Origin of the sequence: Candidatus Poriferisocius sp., assembly GCF_965214065.1 — a bacterium.
In the GTDB taxonomy this organism is placed as follows: Bacteria; Actinomycetota; Acidimicrobiia; order Acidimicrobiales; family Bin134; genus Poriferisocius.
On the sequence record NZ_CBDCAT010000028.1, the window covers coordinates 1 to 21,237 of the forward strand.

Annotated in this window: 21 protein-coding genes and 1 tRNA gene; 14 read left to right on the plus strand and 8 right to left on the minus strand. The window is 62.8% G+C overall.

Going from position 1 to position 21,237, the window contains the following annotated elements:
* The 3 genes from ACOOGG_RS11280 to ACOOGG_RS11290 form a co-directional block, all read left to right on the plus strand.
* A partial coding sequence (locus ACOOGG_RS11280; protein WP_420435200.1) for a hypothetical protein occupies window positions 1-419 on the plus strand: 419 nt, incomplete at its 5' end.
* Window positions 420-541: 122 nt separating this feature from the next.
* A complete protein-coding gene (locus ACOOGG_RS11285) occupies window positions 542-1,000 on the plus strand; it encodes a hypothetical protein (RefSeq protein WP_420435201.1) in 459 nt (152 codons plus the stop codon).
* 486 nt (window positions 1,001-1,486) lie between these two features.
* Window positions 1,487-2,107 (plus strand): hypothetical protein, encoded by a 621-nt coding sequence (locus tag ACOOGG_RS11290; protein WP_420435202.1) that lies wholly within the window; start codon window positions 1,487-1,489, stop codon window positions 2,105-2,107.
* Window positions 2,108-2,142: 35 nt separating this feature from the next.
* On the opposite strand, the gene ACOOGG_RS11295 is transcribed toward ACOOGG_RS11290, so the two are convergent.
* Together ACOOGG_RS11295 and ACOOGG_RS11300 are read right to left on the minus strand one after the other, a co-directional pair.
* On the minus strand, window positions 2,143-2,841 hold the full coding sequence (locus ACOOGG_RS11295) for a hypothetical protein (protein ID WP_420435203.1): 699 nt from the start codon (window positions 2,839-2,841) through the stop codon (window positions 2,143-2,145).
* Window positions 2,842-2,858: 17 nt separating this feature from the next.
* On the minus strand, window positions 2,859-3,437 hold the full coding sequence (locus ACOOGG_RS11300) for a hypothetical protein (RefSeq protein WP_420435204.1): 579 nt from the start codon (window positions 3,435-3,437) through the stop codon (window positions 2,859-2,861).
* A gap of 567 nt (window positions 3,438-4,004) precedes the next feature.
* On the opposite strand from ACOOGG_RS11300, the gene ACOOGG_RS11305 reads away from it, so the two are divergent.
* Window positions 4,005-5,027: a phospholipase A2 gene (locus ACOOGG_RS11305; protein ID WP_420435205.1), complete on the plus strand. Its 1,023-nt coding sequence runs from the start codon at window positions 4,005-4,007 to the stop codon at window positions 5,025-5,027.
* Window positions 5,028-5,212: 185 nt separating this feature from the next.
* Window positions 5,213-5,893, plus strand: coding sequence for a hypothetical protein (locus ACOOGG_RS11310; RefSeq protein ID WP_420435206.1), 681 nt, complete (start codon window positions 5,213-5,215; stop codon window positions 5,891-5,893).
* Between the two features lie 267 nt (window positions 5,894-6,160).
* Here the strand turns inward: ACOOGG_RS11310 and ACOOGG_RS11315 are convergent, their stop codons facing one another.
* Window positions 6,161-7,429, minus strand: a complete 1,269-nt coding sequence (locus ACOOGG_RS11315; protein ID WP_420437587.1) for an IS256 family transposase — start codon at window positions 7,427-7,429, stop codon at window positions 6,161-6,163.
* Window positions 7,430-8,365: 936 nt separating this feature from the next.
* On the opposite strand from ACOOGG_RS11315, the gene ACOOGG_RS11320 reads away from it, so the two are divergent.
* From ACOOGG_RS11320 to ACOOGG_RS11330, 3 genes are read left to right on the plus strand one after another with little or no spacing between them, the layout of a single operon-like run.
* The gene (locus ACOOGG_RS11320) at window positions 8,366-9,334 is read left to right on the plus strand and encodes an AAA family ATPase (protein WP_420435207.1); all 969 of its coding nucleotides are present in this window, start codon (window positions 8,366-8,368) and stop codon (window positions 9,332-9,334) included.
* Window positions 9,327-9,968 carry a hypothetical protein gene (locus ACOOGG_RS11325; RefSeq protein ID WP_420435208.1) on the plus strand — a complete coding sequence of 214 codons (642 nt, stop codon included), beginning with the start codon at window positions 9,327-9,329 and terminating at the stop codon, window positions 9,966-9,968. Before ACOOGG_RS11320 ends, ACOOGG_RS11325 begins: the two co-directional genes overlap by 8 nt.
* A gap of 10 nt (window positions 9,969-9,978) precedes the next feature.
* A complete protein-coding gene (locus ACOOGG_RS11330; RefSeq protein WP_420435209.1) occupies window positions 9,979-11,844 on the plus strand; it encodes a S8 family peptidase in 1,866 nt (621 codons plus the stop codon).
* A gap of 426 nt (window positions 11,845-12,270) precedes the next feature.
* Here the strand turns inward: ACOOGG_RS11330 and ACOOGG_RS11335 are convergent, their stop codons facing one another.
* The gene (locus tag ACOOGG_RS11335) at window positions 12,271-13,422 is read right to left on the minus strand and encodes a tyrosine-type recombinase/integrase (protein WP_420435210.1); all 1,152 of its coding nucleotides are present in this window, start codon (window positions 13,420-13,422) and stop codon (window positions 12,271-12,273) included.
* A 174-nt stretch (window positions 13,423-13,596) separates the two neighbouring features.
* Window positions 13,597-13,669 (minus strand) — tRNA-Glu (locus ACOOGG_RS11340).
* Between the two features lie 97 nt (window positions 13,670-13,766).
* Here ACOOGG_RS11340 and ACOOGG_RS11345 point away from each other — a divergent pair.
* Window positions 13,767-14,231, plus strand: a complete 465-nt coding sequence (locus ACOOGG_RS11345; RefSeq protein WP_420435211.1) for an NfeD family protein — start codon at window positions 13,767-13,769, stop codon at window positions 14,229-14,231.
* 9 nt (window positions 14,232-14,240) lie between these two features.
* Window positions 14,241-15,185 (plus strand): SPFH domain-containing protein, encoded by a 945-nt coding sequence (locus tag ACOOGG_RS11350; RefSeq protein WP_420435212.1) that lies wholly within the window; start codon window positions 14,241-14,243, stop codon window positions 15,183-15,185.
* On the opposite strand, the gene ACOOGG_RS11355 is transcribed toward ACOOGG_RS11350, so the two are convergent.
* The 3 genes from ACOOGG_RS11355 to ACOOGG_RS11365 all read right to left on the minus strand — a co-directional run bounded on the left by ACOOGG_RS11355 (window position 15,186) and on the right by ACOOGG_RS11365 (window position 16,946).
* Window positions 15,186-15,668 (minus strand): DUF2017 family protein, encoded by a 483-nt coding sequence (locus tag ACOOGG_RS11355; protein ID WP_420435213.1) that lies wholly within the window; start codon window positions 15,666-15,668, stop codon window positions 15,186-15,188. It abuts the gene before it with no gap.
* Window positions 15,669-15,729: 61 nt separating this feature from the next.
* A complete protein-coding gene (clpS, locus tag ACOOGG_RS11360; protein ID WP_420435214.1) occupies window positions 15,730-16,038 on the minus strand; it encodes an ATP-dependent Clp protease adapter ClpS in 309 nt (102 codons plus the stop codon).
* Window positions 16,035-16,946 carry a COX15/CtaA family protein gene (locus ACOOGG_RS11365; protein ID WP_420435215.1) on the minus strand — a complete coding sequence of 304 codons (912 nt, stop codon included), beginning with the start codon at window positions 16,944-16,946 and terminating at the stop codon, window positions 16,035-16,037. The genes clpS and ACOOGG_RS11365 overlap by 4 nt, the downstream gene beginning before the upstream one ends.
* A 131-nt stretch (window positions 16,947-17,077) precedes the next feature.
* Between ACOOGG_RS11365 and ACOOGG_RS11370 the strand changes: the two genes are divergently transcribed.
* The 4 genes from ACOOGG_RS11370 to ACOOGG_RS11385 all read left to right on the plus strand — a co-directional run bounded on the left by ACOOGG_RS11370 (window position 17,078) and on the right by ACOOGG_RS11385 (window position 21,219).
* Window positions 17,078-17,980 (plus strand): heme o synthase, encoded by a 903-nt coding sequence (locus tag ACOOGG_RS11370; RefSeq protein WP_420435216.1) that lies wholly within the window; start codon window positions 17,078-17,080, stop codon window positions 17,978-17,980.
* A 105-nt stretch (window positions 17,981-18,085) separates the two neighbouring features.
* A complete protein-coding gene (locus tag ACOOGG_RS11375; RefSeq protein WP_420435217.1) occupies window positions 18,086-19,729 on the plus strand; it encodes a cbb3-type cytochrome c oxidase subunit I in 1,644 nt (547 codons plus the stop codon).
* Entirely contained in the window at window positions 19,729-20,325 is a 597-nt protein-coding gene (locus tag ACOOGG_RS11380) for a cytochrome c oxidase subunit 3 (protein WP_420435218.1), read from the plus strand. Before ACOOGG_RS11375 ends, ACOOGG_RS11380 begins: the two co-directional genes overlap by 1 nt.
* Before the next feature lie 57 nt (window positions 20,326-20,382).
* Window positions 20,383-21,219, plus strand: coding sequence for a hypothetical protein (locus ACOOGG_RS11385; RefSeq protein ID WP_420435219.1), 837 nt, complete (start codon window positions 20,383-20,385; stop codon window positions 21,217-21,219).
* Window positions 21,220-21,237 lie beyond the last annotated feature (18 nt).

Genomic DNA, 21,237 nt, shown 5'->3' on the forward strand with positions numbered 1-21,237 from the left:
AGATGCGCGAGCTGATCCCGGCCCGCGGCGGCGACGCGGAAATGAGGATGCTCGCCGCCCGCTCCGGCGTCGGCGCGGCCCAAGCCCTGGCCACCGCGCTGGCCACCTGGGACCGCTGGACGGCCGGCGAGCAGGCCGATTGGGCCGCGGCGTTCGCCCCCGCCCGCCGGGTGGCGCCAGCGTGGTGCGACGGCGACGACCTGCCGGTGTGGCGCCCGCTGGGCGGCCGCGAGCCGACCGAGGAGGCCCGGCGGGCGGCGTGCCGCTGGGAAGTCCCCCGCAAGGGCATCTGGGAGTGGCAGCTCAACGTCGCCTACACCAGCGACCAGGGCGACACAGCCGTCGTGCAACTCGACAGCGACGTCTCGTGGTTCCAGACCGCCATCGACCTCACCGAGGAGAGGGTGACGATCTGGTGATCTGGACCACATGGCCCGCGGGGCTCTTGGGCCCCGCGGCCGGCTGTACACGGCTCTCCATCGCCCTTCCCCTGCTGGCCGCCATGCTCGCGGCGGCCTCCGGCGCATAGGCCGACCCGGCGATGTGGTCGATCCTTGTGGGGTGCACCGCGATCCTGCACGCCGCCCTCCACAGGACGCGCCGCCGTCGGGCCGCATACGCCGCAATCAACCTCGTGCACGCGTCGCTGCTGCTGGTGTGGGCGCTGTTCTGGAAGTCGCTGGCCGGAAACTGGTGGGCAGTGCTGACCGGGCTCACCGGCGGGCTCATCCTGCTCGGCTGGGACGGGCTGACCCGCTGGGTGCTCGCCCGCACAGCTGTGGACGACTCTGGGGACCATTCGGTGTCGGTGAGCATCGACACCGGAGCGCTCCGGGGGTTCGCAGAAGCCTCGACGCCGACGGTGCTGAGCCTCAAAGACGGCACCCATATGGTGCTGCGGCCCGGCTACCGATACGCGTGGTGGCTCAAAGCCGACCCCAAAGAGCCCTGCGAACTGATCCTGCCCATCGACAACGGCGAAGACTTCAGTGCCAACTGAGACGCGCCCCGCCACCGCGGCCCTGGCAGGCGCCCTGCTGGCCGCAGCAAGGCTACGCCCGAGAGTTCACCATCGAGCCCAACACACGGTCGGCCGACGAGATCGCCCACGCCGTCCAACAGGCCCGCAGCCAAGAAATCGGCCTCTGTGGGCTCTGCCCCCTGCGCCCATGACCGGCATCAACCGCCGACAACCGCCCCGAAGCGAACACGCCGCCGCGGTCTGCTCGATGCTCCACAGACAGCCCCAGGGCGCAGACTGCGAGAGCTGCGCGGGCAGAATGCACATGGCCGGCCAAAGCTGGCACTGCCCCGTGTGCGGCTGACGGTGGACGATCACCGCCACCCCCGACAACAGGATCGAAGCCCTCAGCACCCACAACAGCGCGAGCCGGATCGCCGTGGTGGACATCACCCGCCTGGCCGCCGCAAAGCCCGGCGCCGGCCAAACCGCCCCACACCGCCACCCCCGCACCGGCACCACGCCATGACACCGCCCCCACTAGACCCCGCCGACACCGACCAGCCGCGGCCCGAGTGGCTCCCCGACGGCACCAGCGTCATCGAACACGTCCGCAATGCCTCCAAGGAACTCGGCCCGCCCCCCGAGCTCGACCTGCCCGACACCGACTGGGACCCCGACGACCTCCTCGCCGAAGCTTGGAGAACCGACTGCATCCCCGAAGCGCAACTCCGCAGAGCGCTAGGAGCCAAAGGCGTAGACAAGCCCTGGTGGTGGATCGAGCTGAGCACGGCCTCCGGCGACCCCATCTACGTCCGCGACCGCCCCGAGATCACCATGGCCGCAGCCTCCGGCCAACTAGGAGAGCGCGCCAAACAGACATACCACGAAATAGTCGAGCTGGGGCTCATCGCCAACAGCGCACCCCGCCAGCCCGACAAGCCGACAAGAAAACACGCTGCCGCGACAACCCCCGCCCCCGGCGCCGACGCGCCGCCCACAGCCTCCTGGCAGCGCGTCGGCCAAAAGACCGTCGAAATCAGCCTGGCCACCGCTGCCAAACGGCGCTACCGCACCGACGGGGAGACCCTCGACGCTCTCCTGTTCACAGCCGGACATTTCCCAAGCGGGGAACTGGCTGAGTAAGGCCCCGCCGGCGCTCGCTCATAGGGACAGTGTTGTTAAGGTGTGTTCTTGGGCACGGTGATCCAGCCTTGGGCGACGGCGTGGGACACGCCTTCGATAGTGCTGGCGACGCCGAATTCGCGCCACAGGTCGGCGAGGATGCGCTGGAGGTGGCGGTTGGAGTAGCCGAGGCGCTTGGCGAGGTCGGCGTGTTTCTCGCCGTTGGCGAGGCCTTGCAGGCAGGCGAGCTGCATCTCGTTGGGCGCTGACAACGAGTTGAACCGGCAGAACCGAGCAACTGCCGCCGCCGCAGCACGCAGCTCTTCTACCGCGTCGGGGTGCATCAGCTCGGCGAGCCTCTCGTAGTGGATCGCTTCGGGCATTTGTGCGATGCCGGGGGAATCGGACGGCATCTCCTGCTCCGCGCAGTCCGGGTCTTCGTTGATTGCGGCCGCTACCGCGCCCAGGTACTTGGCAGTATCCTCCCAATCGCCAGCGATCGATTCATCGGGCGAAACAGAGCCCATCAACCAGGCACAGCGCCCATAGGAGTCTGCCACCTGCCGCTGGAATAGAGTCGGCAGGGTCTCCTTCCATACCTTCTGAGCCTTGCGCTGGAACTCCACACCCCAGATGTCGGTGTGCTCACCGGGTCCGCAGCCCAATTCGTGGGCCTCTGCTATCCGGATTGCATATTGCTCGACCAGGACGACATGGCGCAGGACCACCTTGAGCTGATCGTCGCCCATGTCCACGCCGCAAGCGTAGGCTTCTAAACCTTGCTACCACTTGCTCTGTCTTCTTCGTCTTCCCACGGTGGCGGCGCGATCCAGCCCTGCTGCACCGCCAGGGCCACTCCTTGGACCTGGTTGGCCACACCGAAGCGTTCCCACATCTTCTCGATACGACGGTACATACCCCGCGTCGAGGTCTCGTTGCGCCTGGCGAGCTCATCGATCGGCTCCTGGGCGGCCACCGCGAGCAGCCACTCCAACTCTCGGGCTGTGGGCACCACCTGTACATGCGACTCGCAGCAGCGGGCGACCGCATTGGCTGCATTACCCAGCCGCTCAACCCCCTTGGAACTCAGCAACTCGGCGAAGAGCTCATACCGCAACACCGCCGGGGGCGCAGACCTGATCTGACCTACCCCTGTCTCAGGAGCAACCTCCGCCACATCCGGCATCTCCCGCATGGCCTCCGATGTTGAGCGCAGGAACTCAGCGACAATCCCCCAATCGACTGCTACCCCCTCTTCGGGCACTTCGCCATCCATCAACCCTGCGCAATATGCGCTCGCATCGGCGACACCCCGCAAATACTCGGTGGGCAGCGTCTGCGAGTAGATCAAGCAGGCACGCCGTTGGAACCCTGTCCCCCAAGGCTTCCGAGACCTCCCGGGCCCATGCCCCAAGCGGTGAGCCTCCCCAACGCACCCCGCGAAATGGGCAATTCTCACCGCAAACGAGCCGACCGAACCCCACTGCGCCCGGCCCAATGCCACCACCCCACCATAACAACCCGATTACACCCTGGCCTCAACCGTGTCAAGTGTCAAAACGTGACAAACACTTGTCATGTTTTGACACTGTTCATGCTCCCATGTGAGCCCGGTTCTCTGTAACTTCAAGTGGAAGGCGCATTTGGTCGGAATCCTGCCAGCAGGGTTCCGCCGAACGGCCAGAACACAGGAGGAAGATATGAGAATCCACCACCTTTTCGACAAGCCAGGGCAAAAGCCGTTGCCGTTGTCGCTGTTTGCCTGATTGCCGCGATGCTGACTCCCGCGGCTTTTGCGGATCCCGCTTTGGACGAAGCTCCCAGCTGCGGCAGCGTCGGTAGCGCAACCGGCAGTGCTGGCGGCGGTCCCGCCCCGACTGGGCCGCTCGACGACAGCGCTGGTCCAACGAATGGAGCTGTGGGACAGGTCGGAGGGAACACAGCCGACTATGACTCTGCCCTGGAGATCTTGGACGAGCACACGGAGCTGCTGGACCAGTCAGACAGCGACGCTCCGGCCATCGTTGAGGGCAGGCTGGAATCTGACTGTGGCGTGGCCTTCATACTCGAGGGCACCCACAAACAAGTCGGCGCCGTCGGGATGACAGGCCTCCAGATCGACGTAAACTCCCGCTGGCTCGTGCAAGGCCTCGAAGGTGGCCGGGGCTACAGGATGATGGCCGTACTAGAGAACGCCCAAGCCTCGAAGACCTACACCGTGAAACTGCAACTCGACCAGAACAACTCAGTAGTCGCCCTCGACAACGGCGGTGCCGTATTCGTCAACGACAACAACCTCGTGATCGGCTCAATACTCGCCCCCTGGGCGCTCGACGCCAACGGGCAAGCAGTGCCGATCACCCAGACAGTCGCCAAAACCGGAATCACGATCACAGTGGACACCAGCAGCGTGACCGCCTGGCCCGTCATCGCCGACCCCGCCTACCACACCTTCAGATGCCACTTGCAGCACCAAGTCACCACCACAGGCACCGCCAGCCAATACCTCAACGGCCAAAAGTGCCCCAGATACGCCGACATCATCGCCCGCGGCTACTACCCCGAATGGATAGAGCACTTCGACCGCTGGAGAGTCGGCAAAGCCAACGGCGACTGCACCGGGATTCCAGAACGCTTGGATACCTGGGATCCCCAAGACATTATTGACATCCTAATCATTTTGGGGCTCTCTCGGACATACCCCTTGGCCTTCGGAGTCATCTACGACTTCCACCAAGCCTGTCAGGCCCACGACTACTGCTATGACCTCGGACATTCCGATAGACTCAATTACAGCAATGTGGGGAAGTCTGCTTGCGACAATATAATGCACGAGGATATGAAATATGACTGCACTAAGCGTCGGTTTCATGTCAGACCTCTATGCAAGTTCATCGCTGGAGGAGCATTTGCGACTGTTAGCACTGTGGGAAGCTTTTAGGGTCTATTTTGCCTCGAGGTTATCGATTTCTTGAAGCATATGGGTCAGTAGAGACCAAGCTCATTGTACTATACTTTAGTGCGCTACTCGGTGCTTCGATTGCTGAATTCAGAGTGTGCCAAGTTGGCCTTTGGGGCTGCGAACCCCTTAGGGGAGCATGGATAGTTCAAGGTGGGGCTGCTCCCATGCTGTTGATATTGGTATTCACTCCAATGAGCAGAAGGCGCCTTGCAATCGTTAGTATAATTGTTGGTGCCGGGTTGCTAATGCTAGGTATCAGGTCTGCACACTCTGAGGGGTCGCTTACTTGGGCTGTACATCACATTATATTATGGTTGGCTGGAACTGCTGGTGCAGTGGCAATTTGGAGCTTATCCTTTCTTTCCCAAGATCGAGTCGTGCCTCCTCCTCCACTATCAAATCCCCCAGAACCAAACGTTCAAGAGATAAGTTCGCCACTACTTTCGCTAAAGACAAAAATACTATATCTTTTTGCTGGGGCAATATCAGGAGGTATAATAGGTCAAAGTCTCATATATGGCTCTGTGAATGACAGGTCTACGTTTGACTATGACACGATCACGCTTTCAGATACACCACTTCTATTGATACTTATAGTTGGGTTCACCACAACACCGATAATTGTTATTCTGTCACAACTGATAATGACAAGGACACTGGCTATTTCTTGCAGTATTATGGTCGGTCTTCTAGTGCTGGGTATCAGTGTAATCTATGGACAGTACGAATCATGGTACGGACATTTTAGACTTGCATATTATAGCCTGTGGGTTACAGGCATGCTTACAGCTTTTGTCTCGGTTAAGTTGCAAAAGAAACTTTCATCCTCATCAGACTCTTACTAGGTGAGTTCCTATGTCAATCTTGGGGTGGTGTGGATGCGGTCTGAGATTTTGCGTTTGAGGCTCGGATGGCATCTCGTTTGGTGATGAATCACGCCGGGTTTGGTAGAGCTTGCGCAATACCCGGTGAGGTTCACTCTGCTCTCAATCCACACCGGCAAGAGAACTGCCTTATACACGCCCGTCTCAGCGTTGTCAAGTGTCAAAACATGACGAAAACTTGTCATGTTTTGACACTCGGATTTTTTGTGTATGCGGGCGTGATGGTTTTCATTTGATGTGGTCGGCGATCCGGTCGCCGTAGTGGACGGTCAGCGTGTTCAGTATGGCCTTCCAGCCGTTGGTCTTGCCGGTGAGGTTGCTGCGGTTCTTTCGTTTGGCGGTGGCGACAAGGTAGAGGATCTTCATCGCGGCCTGCTCGTTGGGGAAGTGCCCTCTGTGCCGGACCGCTCGTCGGAACCGGGCGTTGAGGCTCTCGACGGCGTTGGTGGTGTAGACGACGCGGCGCAGCTCGGCGGGGAACTCCAGGAACGGTGTGAACTCGGTCCAGCTGTTGCGCCAGGCTCGGATCATGGCCGGGTAGGTGTCCTCCCAGTCTTCGGCGAAGGCCTCGAAGAGTGCCTCGGCGGCCCCGACGGTGGGGGCGGTGTAGATCTCCCGCATTGATCGGGTGATCGGCCCCCAGTGCGTCTTGGACGCGTACCTGAGGCTGTTGCGGACCATGTGCACCACGCAGGTCTGCACCACCGCGTCGGGCCAGGTGGCGCGGATCGAGTCGGGCAGGCCTTTGAGCCCGTCGCAGCACACGATCAACGCGTCGGCCAGGCCCCGGTTGCGGAGCTCGCCCAGCATGGCCGCCCACTGCTTGGCGCCCTCGCCGCCCGATGGGCCCAGCCACAGGCCCAAGACGTCGCGCTCGCCTTGGAGATCGACGCCGATGGCGACATAGACGGGCCGGTTGGCGACCTGCGAGTCGCGGACCTTGACCACTATCGCGTCGATCAGCAGAACCGCATAGACCGCGTCGAGGGGGCGGTTCTGCCACACGGCCATGTCGGAGACGATCTCGTCGGTGATCTTCGAAATCGTCTCCCTGCTCACCGAGGTGTCGTAGATCTCGGCCAGGTGCGCCTGGATCTCGCCGGTGGTGAGCCCCTTCGCATAGAGACTGATCACGTTGCCCGACAAACCGTCCAAGCGGCGCCGGTGCTTGGGCACCGTGACGGGCTCGAACGTCCCCGCCCGGTCGCGCGGCACCCGAAGGTCGATCTCGCCGATCTCGGTGGTGACCCGCTTGGGCGAAGAGCCGTTGCGCGAGTTCCCCGACCCCCGGCCCTCCGGGGCGTGGCGCTCATAGCCCAAATGGTCGGCCAACTCGACCTCCAAGCCCGTCTGGAGGACCTGGCGGACAAGCCCCGTCAACAGCCCCCCGTCGCCGGTCAGATCCACGCCATCGGCGCGGGCCCGCTCGACCAACAGCTCGGCCCAGTCCTGCATCGCCGCCTCACCGGCGGCCTCGTCCGCCGACACCGCCGGCATATCCTGATCACCCACAGACATGATCCTTCCCGGCCCGCAGCACCAAACCGCGGACCCTCAGATCACGCCCGATACACAAAATTCCTGACAGACCCGAACAACCGGACTCCCGAATCCGTGATCGCTGGGAGGAATCGTGTCCATTCTAAAATCCCTGGTCAGCCATAGTCACAGTTTCGATTCGTCGAGTCTTCCCACATTCATTCCCACATATTGAATGGGAACAAATGGCAACTCAGAGGTTGACTTGCGAATGAGCCTTCGGGAATCCCCGGGAGGCTCAGGATGGTTCAAAGATGGGTTCGGGTACGACGACTCTCCATCTCTTGCACTTGAGATACTCTTGGTATTCGGGGTCTGAATAGTGGCGGCTCAAGGTTGTTATGGCCTGGACGCTTGCATAGGTGCAGGCCATCTCTTCGGGGGCTCGGGACTTCGGGCCAGCCTTCCTACTACTAGTCCCGAATGGTTAAGCAGTTCGCATCTGCCTGGTCGCTATCGAACTCTGTTCGAATCGTTGGTCGACAGGGCTGCGATGGCATCGTGCATTCGATGGGGTGGGTATTCGACCGGCGTAGCTCAGATCGACGTCCTTTAGGTTGAGTTGTCAATACTGTCGGCGCAGCTCCCTTGCCGGTGGCAGAAGCTCGAAGGGCTCTCCGCCAGACGACTGCGGGGCTGCCCCACAGCGCAAGCCGGATCGGATGTGGTTGGCCGATGTTCCCACGGGTATTCGTTTGGTTAGCGCGGATCACGGAGACGCGATACAGAAGGCGCGACGTATTGGGGTCCTTTGCGCCCTTCGCAATCCCAACGTCTGCCATTCACTAGACCCAGGTACTGCCAGACCCTCCGGCCATACCAGGGCGGTTCAATCTCGCAGGAACTCGGTCGGGTGTCGGGAATGGTCCTAGGATTGGTTGCGAGGAGGAGCGAATGTCGGCGTCTGCGGACCACGTCAAGGCACTCGTCAAGAGCCACAGTTCGGGCGACGACCAAGCGTTCTACTCCGTCGCGCTCCAAGTCGCCGCAAAGGCGGCACGACAGGGGCACCACCGGTTCGCCGCCGACGTGAAGTCTCTCGTCGAGGCCGGCAAGGCCGAAACGAAGCCGAGCCCTGTCACGGCGATCGCACAACCTCGTGGTGACCTCGCCGACCTTGTCGTCGCTTCCTATCCCGAGACCAGCCTTCGGGATCTCGTCGCCCCGTCGGCGCTGATCGAGTCCCTGGAGGGTGTCGTTGCCGAGCAGCGGCAGCGCCACTCGTTGATGGATCAGAGTTTCAACCCGGTGCACCGGCTCCTCCTCGAGGGCCCGCCTGGTACCGGCAAGACGATGACGGCAGGCGTTCTTGCTCACGAGCTGGACCTGCCACTGTTGACGATTCGGCTCGACGGGCTGCTCTCGAAGTATCTGGGCGAAACGGCCTCCAAGCTGCGAGTGCTCTTTGATGCCGTTGAGTCTCAGCGCGCCGTCTACCTGTTCGATGAGTTCGATGCGCTTGGAGCGGACCGAGCCGGCAACGATGTGGGAGAGGCGCGCAGGATTCTCAACTCTTTCCTGCTGTTCATCGAGAGCGTCGGACCCGAGAGCATCATCGTTGCGGCCACCAACCATCGTTCTATTCTCGACCGCGCTCTGTTTCGCAGATTCGACCTCGTGATCACGTACGCATTCCCGACACCTGATGAGGCTATCGCTGTACTCAGAGCCCGGCTTGGAACCCTCGCGGGTCGGATGGGGTGGAAGTCAATCAGCAAGCACACCGAAGGGTTGAGCCACGCCGAGCTCGTCAAAGCCGCAGAAACCGCCGCCAAACGATCACTGCTCGCCGGTGCCGACCGGGTAGCTACTGACAAGCTGATCGAGGCTCTGAGGGAGCGAAGCAGTACCACCAGTGGCTAACGGAGGCGAACCACTACCTCACCTGCTCGTCCGCGGCTATGTCGAAGGCCGCGAGTTCGCGCGCCAAGGCGGCGGCAACCCGAGGGTCCGTGACGTCGAACACCGGGCACACGGCCGGGACAGGTCCGCCGAGCTGAGCTCAGCGCTCGAAGAACAAGACAGCCGGCGAGTCGCGTTCGACATCGAAGAGCTCGAATCACTCGGGGTCATCCTGTCAATCGAGGGAGCAGATGGGTTCTCCCTGAAACTGGAGTCTCTGAACCGGCGCACCCAACACGCGAACCCCAGACCCAAGTGGATCCTGTTGAGCGTCAAGACCGCCACAGCATCGACACCGGAGGTCGCACAGATCTGGGTCAGCGACCAGTACCGGACGGACTTCGTCAAGCTGTTCGAGCAATACCAAGAAGAACTGACCAAGACAGGGCTGCCGAAGAACCAGCCGCTGATCGCCAACATGGCCAAGATTCGCTCGGCGATGCTCCTCGATCTCTGGCAATCCGACGGCGACCCCCCCGCAAGGGCGTCAGTGGTGGGAGCTGTGGCTCCAGCCAGAAGAGAACGCCATCGACCTCGCTGGCAAGCTCGCCGGGGCGATCAATGGTCGGCTCGCACCAAAATCCCTTCGCCTTGAAGACCGTCACGTGGTCTGGATCGAGGCAAGCTGGAACGATCTCCTCGTCCTCCCTAACAGCTCCGTTCCGGTCGCGGAGATCCGCCTTCCCCAGCTGGTCGACACGGTGCTCGACCTCCCTCTCGACCAGCAGGATGAATATGTTGGCGACCTTGCCGATCGGGTCGTCGCCGCGCCGAACGGCACCCCAGCGGTCTGCCTCCTTGATTCCGGGGTGCGCCGATCCCACACACTGCTTGCCTCCTCGCTGAGCGAGACCGATATGCACACCGTGTTCGACGGCGGCACCGGCGATCGCCGGGGGCACGGCACAAAGATGGCTGGCCTCGCCCTGCTCGGGCCCCTGGGTCCTCTGCTGACAAGCTCCGATCCGATCGAGCTAACGCACCGTCTGGAGTCGGTGAAGCTCTTCCCCGACCGTGACGAGGACGAACACGACCCTGATTCCTACGGAGTGGTCACGGCGGAGGCCACCGCGGAACCAGAGATCACATCACGACGCCCCCGAGTGTTCTGCCTCCCCATCACCAGCAAACCCGACCGAGCAGGAGAACCGTCATTGTGGTCGTCAGCAGTCGACGCACTGTCAGCTGGCACCGCAGTCGGGCGCAACGAAAAGGGAATCGAACTCATCGGCCAACCCGAAGATGACGCGAAGCGGCTGTTCGTCGTCTCGGCCGGCAACATCCGTAGCGGATTCAGTGAGGACTATCTCGGTGTCTGTGATTTGTCAGCCATCGAGGACCCGGCACAGTCATGGAACGCTCTCGTGGTCGGCGCCCACACCGATCTGACCGACATCCCAACCGATCCCTCGTTCCACGGATGGACAGCACTGGCTGAGGCGGGCGACATCTCGCCTCACAGCCGAACCGGTGTCATTGCGGGTGGAAAGCAATGGCCTATCAAACCCGACATCTGCATGGAAGGCGGCAACGTCCTCACCGACGGCGCCGGCGACTTCAACGCATCGCATCCAACCGTCTCGGTAGAGACCACAGATCGGGGGAACGACGCCGCGCTCGGAGTCGCCAACGCCACAAGTGCAGCTGCTGCTCAAGCGGCACGCCTCGCGGCGAGAGCCTCCGCCGCATATCCGTCGTACTGGCCCGAGACAATCAGGGGGCTGATCACTCACGCCGCCGAGTGGACATCCACTATGAGAAGCCGTGTCATGGCCGAGACAGAAAAGAAGAAGCGCGAACTACTGGTCCGACGATACGGATGGGGCATCCCGACTCAAGACGCCGTCGAGAACTCCTCAGCGAACGCGGTCACCATGGTCGTGCAAGACACCTTCGTACCGTTCACCGGCCCGGACCACAAGATGCGAGAGTTCCGACTTCATCAGCTTCCGTGGCCTTCCGAGGTCCTGCAACAGATCGGAGAGCACGATGTGGAACTGCGGGTGACGCTCTCGTACTTCATCGAGCCGTCAGCCTCGCGACGCGGCTGGCGCCGCAGATACGCCTACGCATCGCACGGCCTCCGCTTCGATCTCCAGCGGCCTAATGAGTCAACGGCAGGCTTCGTCACACGTGTGAACCGAGCGGCCAAGTCCGAAGAAGAGGGTGGTAGCCCATCCGCGGTTGGGAACGCAAAGTGGTTGGTCGGCCCAACGCAACGCGATCGTGGTTCGTTCCACCAAGACATCTGGACGGGGTACGGCGCCGAGTTGGCAACAACCGGTGGCGGCTTGGCGGTGAACGCAGTTGGAGGCTGGTGGAAAAACAACAACCGGAAGGACCGCGTGGACCTCCCTGTCCGTTACGCACTCCTGGTGTCGCTTCGCACTGCGGCCCAGGGCGTCGATCTCTACGAGCCGATCGCTGTTGAACTTGGGATTCCGACCGCAGCCGTTGCCATAGATATCTAACTCCCGGCGACGCCCGGAGGAGGGACTGTCAGATAAATTGAGGGCGCGGCGCTCTCGTGCAGTCGTTGCACTTATTCGGTTGAATGGGGTCATCCATTCGAGAACCCGTCGAGGTCGGCCGTTGAGTTCGGCGGCAATCCGGTGGAGCTTTGTTGGAGGGCAATTTGTTTGTCGCTCCCTCCAACTGGCCTATGCAATGAAGACGTAGAGATTTTGGAGTGGTTTACCGGGGAATAGCACTGGGAGCTCAGTTCTAGTCCTCTACAGGAAACAATGGCTGAATTGGATTGCCTGGTAAAGGGGGGTTTCAGTTGGTTGGTGTTGAGCAGGCCCCACATCGTTTCCCACGCGTGACTCTGGGTGAAGATCCCTGGGTTTGATGCAGCCTGCGCGATTTCCGGTGAGGTTCAGCCCGCCAACACCCGCTTACGACTTTTTTAGATAGGCCGCCCATTGGTTCATGAGTGTGCGGCGTTTTTGGTAGGCGTCGCCTCGGATGTATGCCTGTTGGACTGAGTCGCCCAGGCTGTGGGCCAAAGCGGCCTCGCATACCGCCCAGGGGGTGTCGGTCTCCTCCAGCGCCCACGTCCTAAAACTGGCCCGAAACCCGTGAACGGTGGCCCGGTCGGCGAGCCCGACATCGCGAAGGATCTTCGTCAGGGTCATGTCGCTGAGCGGATGTCCCGGTTTGAGCGGGGACGGGAAGACCAGATCGGAGCCGTCATGGTGGCCTTTGGCCTCATCCAGCACGGCCATTGCGGCCTCCGACAGCGGCACCCGGTGCTCGCTCGCGGCCTTCATCCTCTCTGCCGGTATCCGCCACTCGCAGGCCCCGAACTCGATCTCGTCCCAAGTTGCGTTGCGGGCCTCGCCGGAGCGGGCCGCGGTCAACACCAAAAACCGCAAGCACAGTTTGGCCGAAGGCGACGCCTTGGTCTGGTCCACGACGGCGAGCGCGTCGGCGACCTCGGCATAGGGCAGTGACCGGAAATGCGACTGCACCTTGGGCATCGGGGGCAGAGCCCCGTCGATGACCTCTCCGGCGACGTTGAACTGTACGTAGCCGTGGGCCATCGCCCAGCGAAAGATGGCGCGGATTCGCTGGCGGGTCTTTCTTGCCACCTCGGGGCGGGTGGTCCAGATCGGGGTCAGGACGCGGAGAACGTCGGACTGTGTGATGCGGTCCACCCTCATGTCTCCGATCTCCTTGAAGACGTGGTTCTCCAGCGACGCCCACCAGTTAGTGGCGTGCCGCTCGCTTCGCCACCGCGGCCGGTTCGCGTCAAACACCGCTTGGGCTGCCTCTCTGAGAACAGGAGCTTCGCGCCGGCGATTGTCGGCAACAGGGTCGCGGCCGTCGACTACGGCTGTGCGGTGCTCCAAAGCTTTTCTGCGGGCATCAACGAGGCTCACCTCCGGCCAGCCGCCCAATCCCATGTCTCGGCGGCGTCCGTCCACGGTGAGGCGCAGGAACCAAGACTTGGACCCGCCGTTGGTGACGCGCAGGTGAAGACCCTGCCCGTCGTGATATTTCCCCGGCCCGGCTGTTTTGACTCTCGCGGCGGTGAGAAGTCCCATCGTGTCCTCCAGTCTGTCCCACAATCTGTCCCACAATCTGTCCCACACTTTTTGTGGGACCGTGCGGCAAGAACTAGGCACAGTATAACAGCCTGAAGTGACAGAAACTCTCGTTACGCTGGGGATTTAGGGCATATTTGGGAACACCCTACAAGGGCGAAGAACCGTGATTAGTACCCCCAACGGGATTCGAACCCGTGTTACCGCCTTGAAAGGGCGGCGTCCTAGGCCGCTGGACGATGGGGGCTCTTGACCCGCGAAGGCCGATTTACGATAGCAGCCCTCGGGGACGGAACCGCATCGAAAAACCGATACCATGATTCCAACCCCGAAAGGAGCACGAGGTGGAGAACGAAGTCTGGCGGTGGCTTTGGACGTGTTCCGCGGTGGTTTTCTCCCTGGCCGAGGTGTTCACTGCCGGGTTCTTCCTGCTCCCCTTTGCTATCGGGGCCGCTGCGGCAGCGGTTTTGGCCTGGGTGGACGCCCACATCCTGTTGCAGTGGTTGGTCTTTTTTGTGGGCAGCGCCGTCAGTTTCGTCTATTTGCGCCGGTTCGTCCGCCGTCTGGACGACGATGAGCAGCCCCGGGTGGGGGCCAACCGGCTCATCGACGCGCACGGCAAGATCATCGAGCGAGTGGACGACGACGCCCAGACCGGCATGGTGCGCATCGGGGGCGAGGAGTGGCGAGCCTCTGCCACCGAACCCATCGAAGTGGACGCCCGGGTCATGGTCACCGAAATCGACGGCACCCGCCTGGTGGTCGTCCCTGTTCCACAAGAGCAGGCAACGGAGAACACAGAAAGCTAGGTAGCTGCCATGGAAGCAGTAGTAGCCCTATTCATCATCATCGCGCTGGCGCTCATCCTCATCGCCGCGCTGGGAATCCGGATCATCCGCCCCTATGAGCGAGGTCTTATCGAAATGCTGGGCCGCTACCAGCGTACGGTGGACTCCGGTTTGCGCTGGATACTCCCGTTCGTGCAGCGCATCAGCAAGGTGGACATGCGGGAGCGGGTCATCGACGTCCCCCCACAAGAGGTAATCACCAAGGACAACGTGGTGGTCACGGTGGACGCGGTGATCTTCTTCGAGGCCACCGACCCGGTGAAGCTCAAGTACAACGTGGGCAACTTCCAGCTGGCCGTCACCAAGCTGGCCCAGACCAACCTCCGCAACGTGGTGGGCGACCTCGACCTCGACTCCGCCCTCACCTCCCGGGAGCTGATCAACGGCAAGCTGCGCCAGATTCTCGACGACGCCACCGACAAGTGGGGGACCCGAGTGGTGCGAGTAGAGATCCAGCGCATAGAGCCGCCACCCGATGTGACCGAGGCCATGCACCGCCAGATGAAGGCAGAGCGCGACCGCCGGGCCATCGTCACCGAGGCCGAGGGCGATAAGCGGTCGGCCATCTTGCGCTCAGAGGGCCTAAAGCAGAGCCAGGTTCTCGAGGCAGAAGGCGAGGCCGAGGCCCTTATGCGAGTGGCTGACGGTGAGCGCTATCAGAAGGAGACCGTAGCCCAGGGTGAAGCCAATGCCATCGAGTTGGTGTTCAACGCCATTCACGCCGGCGATCCCACCCCCGACCTCATCGCCATCCGCTATCTAGAAGCCCTCCAAGGGGTGGCCGACGGTCAGGCTACCAAGATCTTCTTGCCCCTTGACACCAGTGGCTTCACCAACGCGGTGGCCTCGCTGTCGGAGATCGCCCGGGCCGGCCAGGGAGAGCCGGCCTCCAGGCAAATTGAGGATGGCGAATAGTCAGAGCTCGGAGGCTGACGCCTCCACCATGTGCTCTAGCAGCCAGCCCAGGTACCAGTAGGCCGATCGAGCCACTGATTCAGGGGTGTCCGCCTCATCTTCATCAGATTCGAAGTCGTCTTCCTCGCTGACTGCCAGACGTGTGCCGAGCACCAATCGGATGTCGTTGACCGCCCCCATCCAGGCGGCCAACTGCTCTTGATCAAGGACGGTTGCCTCGGCTAGCTCAGCCACCATGTCGAGACGGTCCAACCGCTTCGACACCAGCTCGTCTCGTACCATCTCCTGGTACTCGGCCTCGGCATCGGGATCGTCGGGCCGAGCAGTGGGGAAAAGGCGGGTCAGCATCTCGTCACCCGGATTGTCGGCTAGCACCGACCGCAGATCGGGAACGATGGTGGCGATCAACGCCCGCTCGTCCTCCCGCAGATTCAGGCTGTACGTCCCGTCCCCGCTGGGCTCCACCGGCCGTAGAGGCGCCATCAGCTTCTCTCTCCCTGGTCGCGGCCAGACATCAGCCGCATCCTGTTGACCCGAAACGCCATCAGTCGTCGTGCTCCATGGTGGCCCACAGTCCGTGCTCATGGAGGCGGAACACGTCCATCTCCGCCTTTTCTAGGGGACCATCTGACACCACAGCTCGCCCCTTGTAGTGGACGTCCAGCATCAGCTGGGTGGCCTTCTCCTTGCTGTAGCCAAACAGTTTCTGGAAGACGAAGGTCACATACGACATCAAGTTGATGGGATCGTTCCATACGATCACCTTCCATGGCCGGTCGGGCCTGACGTCGATGTCGTCGTCGGGCTGTTTCACCTCGGCCGGGGCGACCTCGACGGGGGCAGGGGGAGTCATGTCGACACTGCCTGGGAGACGTTGGCCTCGGCAGGCACGAGCGGGCCTCTCACGTTTAGCCAGAAGAACACAATGACAATCCACAGTAGGGCGGCGCCGGCGATATGGGCGCCCACCAGCAGAACCGGCACGCCGGTGAAGTACTGGACATAACCGACAAGCCCCTGGGCCAGGGCTACCCCCAGTACAATCCGCCCCCACATTTGGACCCGGTCGGGGGCGCGGCGATGCCACAGCCACCACACCAGGCCGGCCAATACCACCAAGAGAGCCACCACCGTGGAACCGTGGATCTGGGCCACGTCCCTAACGGCCACGTCGATGCGCTCGGCATCCTCGTCGCCGCCATGGGGTCCGGCGCCGGTTACGATGGTGCCGGTTACGATCACCACCGAGGTGAGCGCCACCACCGCGTTCCCCGCCCAATGGGGGCGGACCGTCGGCTCGCCTCGGTGCTCCCCTTCGTCGGAGGCCCGCCATAGCAGCACCACCGCATTCCATAGCAGCACCATGGACAACAGAAAGTGGCCGATCACTAGCGCCGGGGGCAGCTCGTACAGCACCACTAACCCGCCCAGCACGATCTGGGCCAGCACGCCGGCCACCAATCCCCACGACAGCCACACCAGATCAGCCCGCCGCGGTACCCGCCAGTGGGATCCCAGCACGGCGGCGATCACGATGGCCGACACGAGGCCGGTGATGAGCCGGTTGATGAACTCGATCATGGCGTGGGTTTCCAGCGGTGCCACCAACTGGTCGTTCTCGCAAGCGGGCCAGTCCGAGCAGCCCAGCCCCGAGCCGGTGAGCCGAACCGCGCCTCCGCTCACAATGATCAATGTCAGAAGGGCCAGCGCCCCAACGGTGATCTTGCGATAGGTAGCGGGGGAAACCCGGGGTTGGATCACGCCTGAATTGTACGGGTCGCCTATGACAGTCGGTCATCCCAAGCAGGTGTTTTGCGGGATCATTGTCGAGGCGTCGGCCTGCTCTCGATACCTTGGCCTGCTCAGCGCTGAAACCGTACTCTGGACACGTCATGGGTCTTGCCCAATTGTCTCCTCGCAGCCACACGCGCCCAGTGCGGGCATACATCGCACTGACCAAGCCCCGCATTATCGAGTTGCTGCTGGTTACCACGGTGCCCACCATGGTGGTGGCCGACCGGGGCATCCCCTCGGTGTGGCTCATGGTGGCCACTGTTGTGGGCGGCACGCTGGCCGCTGGCGGGGCCAACGCCATTAACATGTTCGTCGACCGCGACATCGACCGCCTCATGGAGCGCACCAAGAACCGCCCACTGGTCACCGGCGAAGTCGCCCCGGGCCGAGCGCTGGTGTTCGCCATTGCTCTGGAGGTGCTGGCCTTCGCGTGGCTGTGGGGATTCGTGAACCTGCTCAGCGCTGTGCTGGCCGTGTCGGCCACCGCGTTCTACGTGTTCGTGTACACGCTGTGGCTCAAGCGCACCTCCACCCGCAACATCATCATCGGCGGGGCCGCCGGGGCAGTGCCGGTGCTGGTGGGCTGGTCTGCGGTGACCAACAGCCTCGGCTGGGCGCCGCTAGTGCTGTTCGGACTCATCTTCTATTGGACCCCGCCCCACTTCTGGGCCCTGGCCATCCGCTATCGAGACGACTATCAAGCGGCCAACGTGCCCATGCTTCCGGCGGTTGCCAGCACCCGCACCACTGCGGTGCGAATCATCGGCTACACCGTGGTGCTGTGGGGGCTGTCTGTTCTGTTCAGCGCGGTGGGCGAGATGGGATTGGTGTATTTGATCAGCGCGGTGGTGCTGGGCGCCGTCTTCTTGTACTTCGCCGTGCAGGTGCTGCGCACTGAGGCCACTGCTTCGGCCATGCGACTGTTCTCCTATTCCATTACCTACATCACCCTGCTGTTCGGAGCAATGGTGATCGACCAGGTGGTTCGCACCGGTGTCTGACGGAAAGACCCGATCCCAGCGGGTGTTTCGGCAATGCTGTTTGATGCGAGAAACGGCACGGGCGATGTGTAAAGTTCCGACCCACACCCGCCTTCGTGGAGCACGATGACCCTCACTGAGACGAGGCCAGAACCAGACGCGGTCGCGGCAGGCGGCGACTCCGGACCTGCGGTCCAGTCGTCGCCCGACCAATGGACCCCGCCCACTGGTTTGGCCCGATTCCTGAGCACCGGCGATCACCAGACCATCGGCCAAATGTATGTGGTCTTCGCCCTGCTCCTTTCCGGGCTGGCCCTCGCCCTCGGCATATTGATCGGCATCGAGCAGGCCGACATCGACGGTGGCTTCGGAATCTTCACGAACTCCAACGAGCTCTTCCAGGTCTTCGGCCTGTACCGGACCACATTGATTTTGTGCGGGCTGGTGCCGCTGTTCTTGGGCCTGGCCACTGCGGTGATCCCCCGCCAGCTCGGCGCGTCCTCGGTGGCCTTTCCGCGGGCCGCGGCGGCCGCCTTCTGGACCTGGCTGGTGGGCGCCATAACCCACATCGCGGCCACGTTCTCCTACGGAGGGCTGGGCTCGGTCCAAGCCGATGCCTCCCGCGGGCAGTCGGTGGAGCTCACCGTGCTGTCGCTGGGCATGATCGGGCTAGGCCTGCTGGCCGGGGCTGGAGTGATCTTCACCACTATCGTCACCCAGCGCCCGGCAGGCATGGACCTGCTCCAGGTGCCCGCCTTCTCCTGGTCGATGCTGGTGGCCACCGGAGTGTGGCTGTTTTCACTGCCGGTGCTGCTGGCAAGCCTGGTTATCTCCTGGGTGGACATGCGGGGGGCCGACGCCGTGGGCTTCGGTGGGGGAGATGCGCCCTTCGAGCAGATTGCCTGGGCATTCGACGCCCCCCAGGTGTACGCCTGGGTGATCCCAATGCTCGGCATTACCGCCGAGGTGTTCACCGCCGCCCACCGCAGCCGCCCCAAGATGTTCGAGCCCATGGCCGTCATCGTGGGCGCCTTCGGGTTCTTCGCCTTCGGTGCCTGGGCGCAGAGCTTCTTCGACAGCGCCGACCCAACGGCCAACGACGCCCACGTCGTCACCAACGAGGTGGTGTTCACGGCATTCGGCTTGGCCATCGCCCTAGTGGTGCTGGCCTACGGAGGCTGGCTGGCCTTCAACGCCGTGTCGGCGGGCCAGCGCCCGCAGATCACCCCGCAGTTCGCGCTGGTCACCATCTCCGGAGTTCTTCTGACCGCGGCGGTCGTCGCCGGGGTGCTTCGGGTGGCCGAGCCCGCATTGGGAGTACTGCGGGAGTTCGACGACGACGTGTGGCGGGGGTTCTTCGACGCCATGGACGATCTCGAGGGCTCCAGCCTGGTCACCGGGATGATGAACTTCGCGGTGCTGGGCGGATTGCTGGCCGCAGTAGCCGGCCTCTACCACTGGGCGCCGCGAGTGCTCGGTCGTCCCCTCAATGTGCCGCTGAGCTATTTGTCGGTGCTGCCGCTGGCCGGTGGAGCGATCTTGGTCGGGCTCACCGATGTGCTGAGCGGCTTTTTCGACCAGCCAGCCCGGCCCTACCAAACCAGCCGAATCGCCGATATCGACTCCTTGGGCTTCGTGGAGGCCCTCAACGTGATCGGGCTGATCGGCGCCATCGCAGTGTTGGGTGGCTTGGCGTTGGTGGCGCTGAACGTGGCCCGCAGTCTCACCTCGGTTCCTGAGGCTGAAGCTAACGAAGGAGGCGAGGCCTGATGGCCGATATCGCCGTCGGGACACCCCTGGCCGCTCCGCAGTCTCGTCAGCGCACCCTGCTGGTGGGCACCGTGTTCGGTACCGCCGCCGCGCTCATGTACTTCGCCGCCTTGTTCGGGGTGTACCTCCGCCAGCGGTCCGACGCCCTCGCCGGCGGCGGCGAGTGGATCCCGTCCGGTGCCGACATTCAACTGGCCCAGCCCACGGTGGCGGCGTGGACCATGTTGATGTCCGTGGTCACCATGCAGTGGGCGGTGTACTCCATCGCCCGGGACGACCGTACCCACGCCATATTGGCCACCACGCTGACCACGCTGTTCGGGTTCTCCGTAGTCATCACCACCTCTTTCCAGTACACCCAGATGGGATTGGTAGCCGACGAGTCAATCGCTGCTGCGTTGATCTACACCATCTCGGGGTCGCACCTGGCCATGATCGCGATCGGCCTGGTGTTCCTGCTCCTCATGGCCTTTCGGGCGCTGGGCGGCCAGTACAGCAGCCGTCAGACCGACGGGTTCGTGGCTGCGTCCATCTTCTGGTACGCCGTTGTATTCGTCTATGTCGTCATCTGGACGGCGATCTTCGTGCTGAAGTAGGCCGCTCGTGTTCGTCGTCGGATTCGCACCGCATCACCCATGCCAGGGAGGGCAATAGTGTTCACCCCCGGCTTCAAATTGTTCTTCGGCTTTTTTGGTGCCGCAGTGGCCGCGGCCGCCGTCTACGGCGTGGCCAGCGGCAGCGGGGGGGACACCGAATACTTCGCGGTGCTCAATGTGGAGACCTGGGTTGGCGTGCTCAGCCTGGGCTACAAGGGAGGAATCGGCGACCACGTCGGCTATGTGGTGCTGATGGGATTCGCGTTGCTTTCGGCGTTGGTGGCCGTGTTCTTGGTGGCCTTCCGCGACGCCGATGCCGAGTCGGTGGGCGAGCTGATGGACGACGGCCAGACTCCCGAGACCCAATCCGACCTGGAGGCCAACTATTGGCCGGCCGTGGCCGCCTTCGGAGGGGGCGCGATGATCGTGGGACTGGTCACCCACGCCACCATCTTCGTGATCGGGTTGGTCATCGTGGGGGCAGCGACATTTGAGTGGATGCTCACCTCATGGGCCGATCGGGCCACCGCCGACCCGGTAGTCAACCGTAACCTCCGCAACCGCATCATGCGCCCCATCGAGTACCCGGTGACCGCGGCGCTCGGTGTGGCGGTTCTGGTGCTGGCCCTGTCACGAGTGCTGCTGACGGTCTCCGAGTTCAGCGCGGTGATCGTAGCCGGGGTGGTGGCCACTGTGATCTTCTTCATTGCGGTGGTGTTCGCTGTCGTTCCCAAGATCAGCCGGTCGATAATCGCCGGCACGGTGGCGCTGATCTGCGTTGGCGTTTTGGTGGCTGGGGTTATCACCGCGGCGATGGGATCACGCGACTTCCACCATGAGGCGCCGGCGTCCGAGCACGGAGAACCCGCTAGCGATCACGGAGAGCCCGAGTGATGGCTGCGATGTCATCGA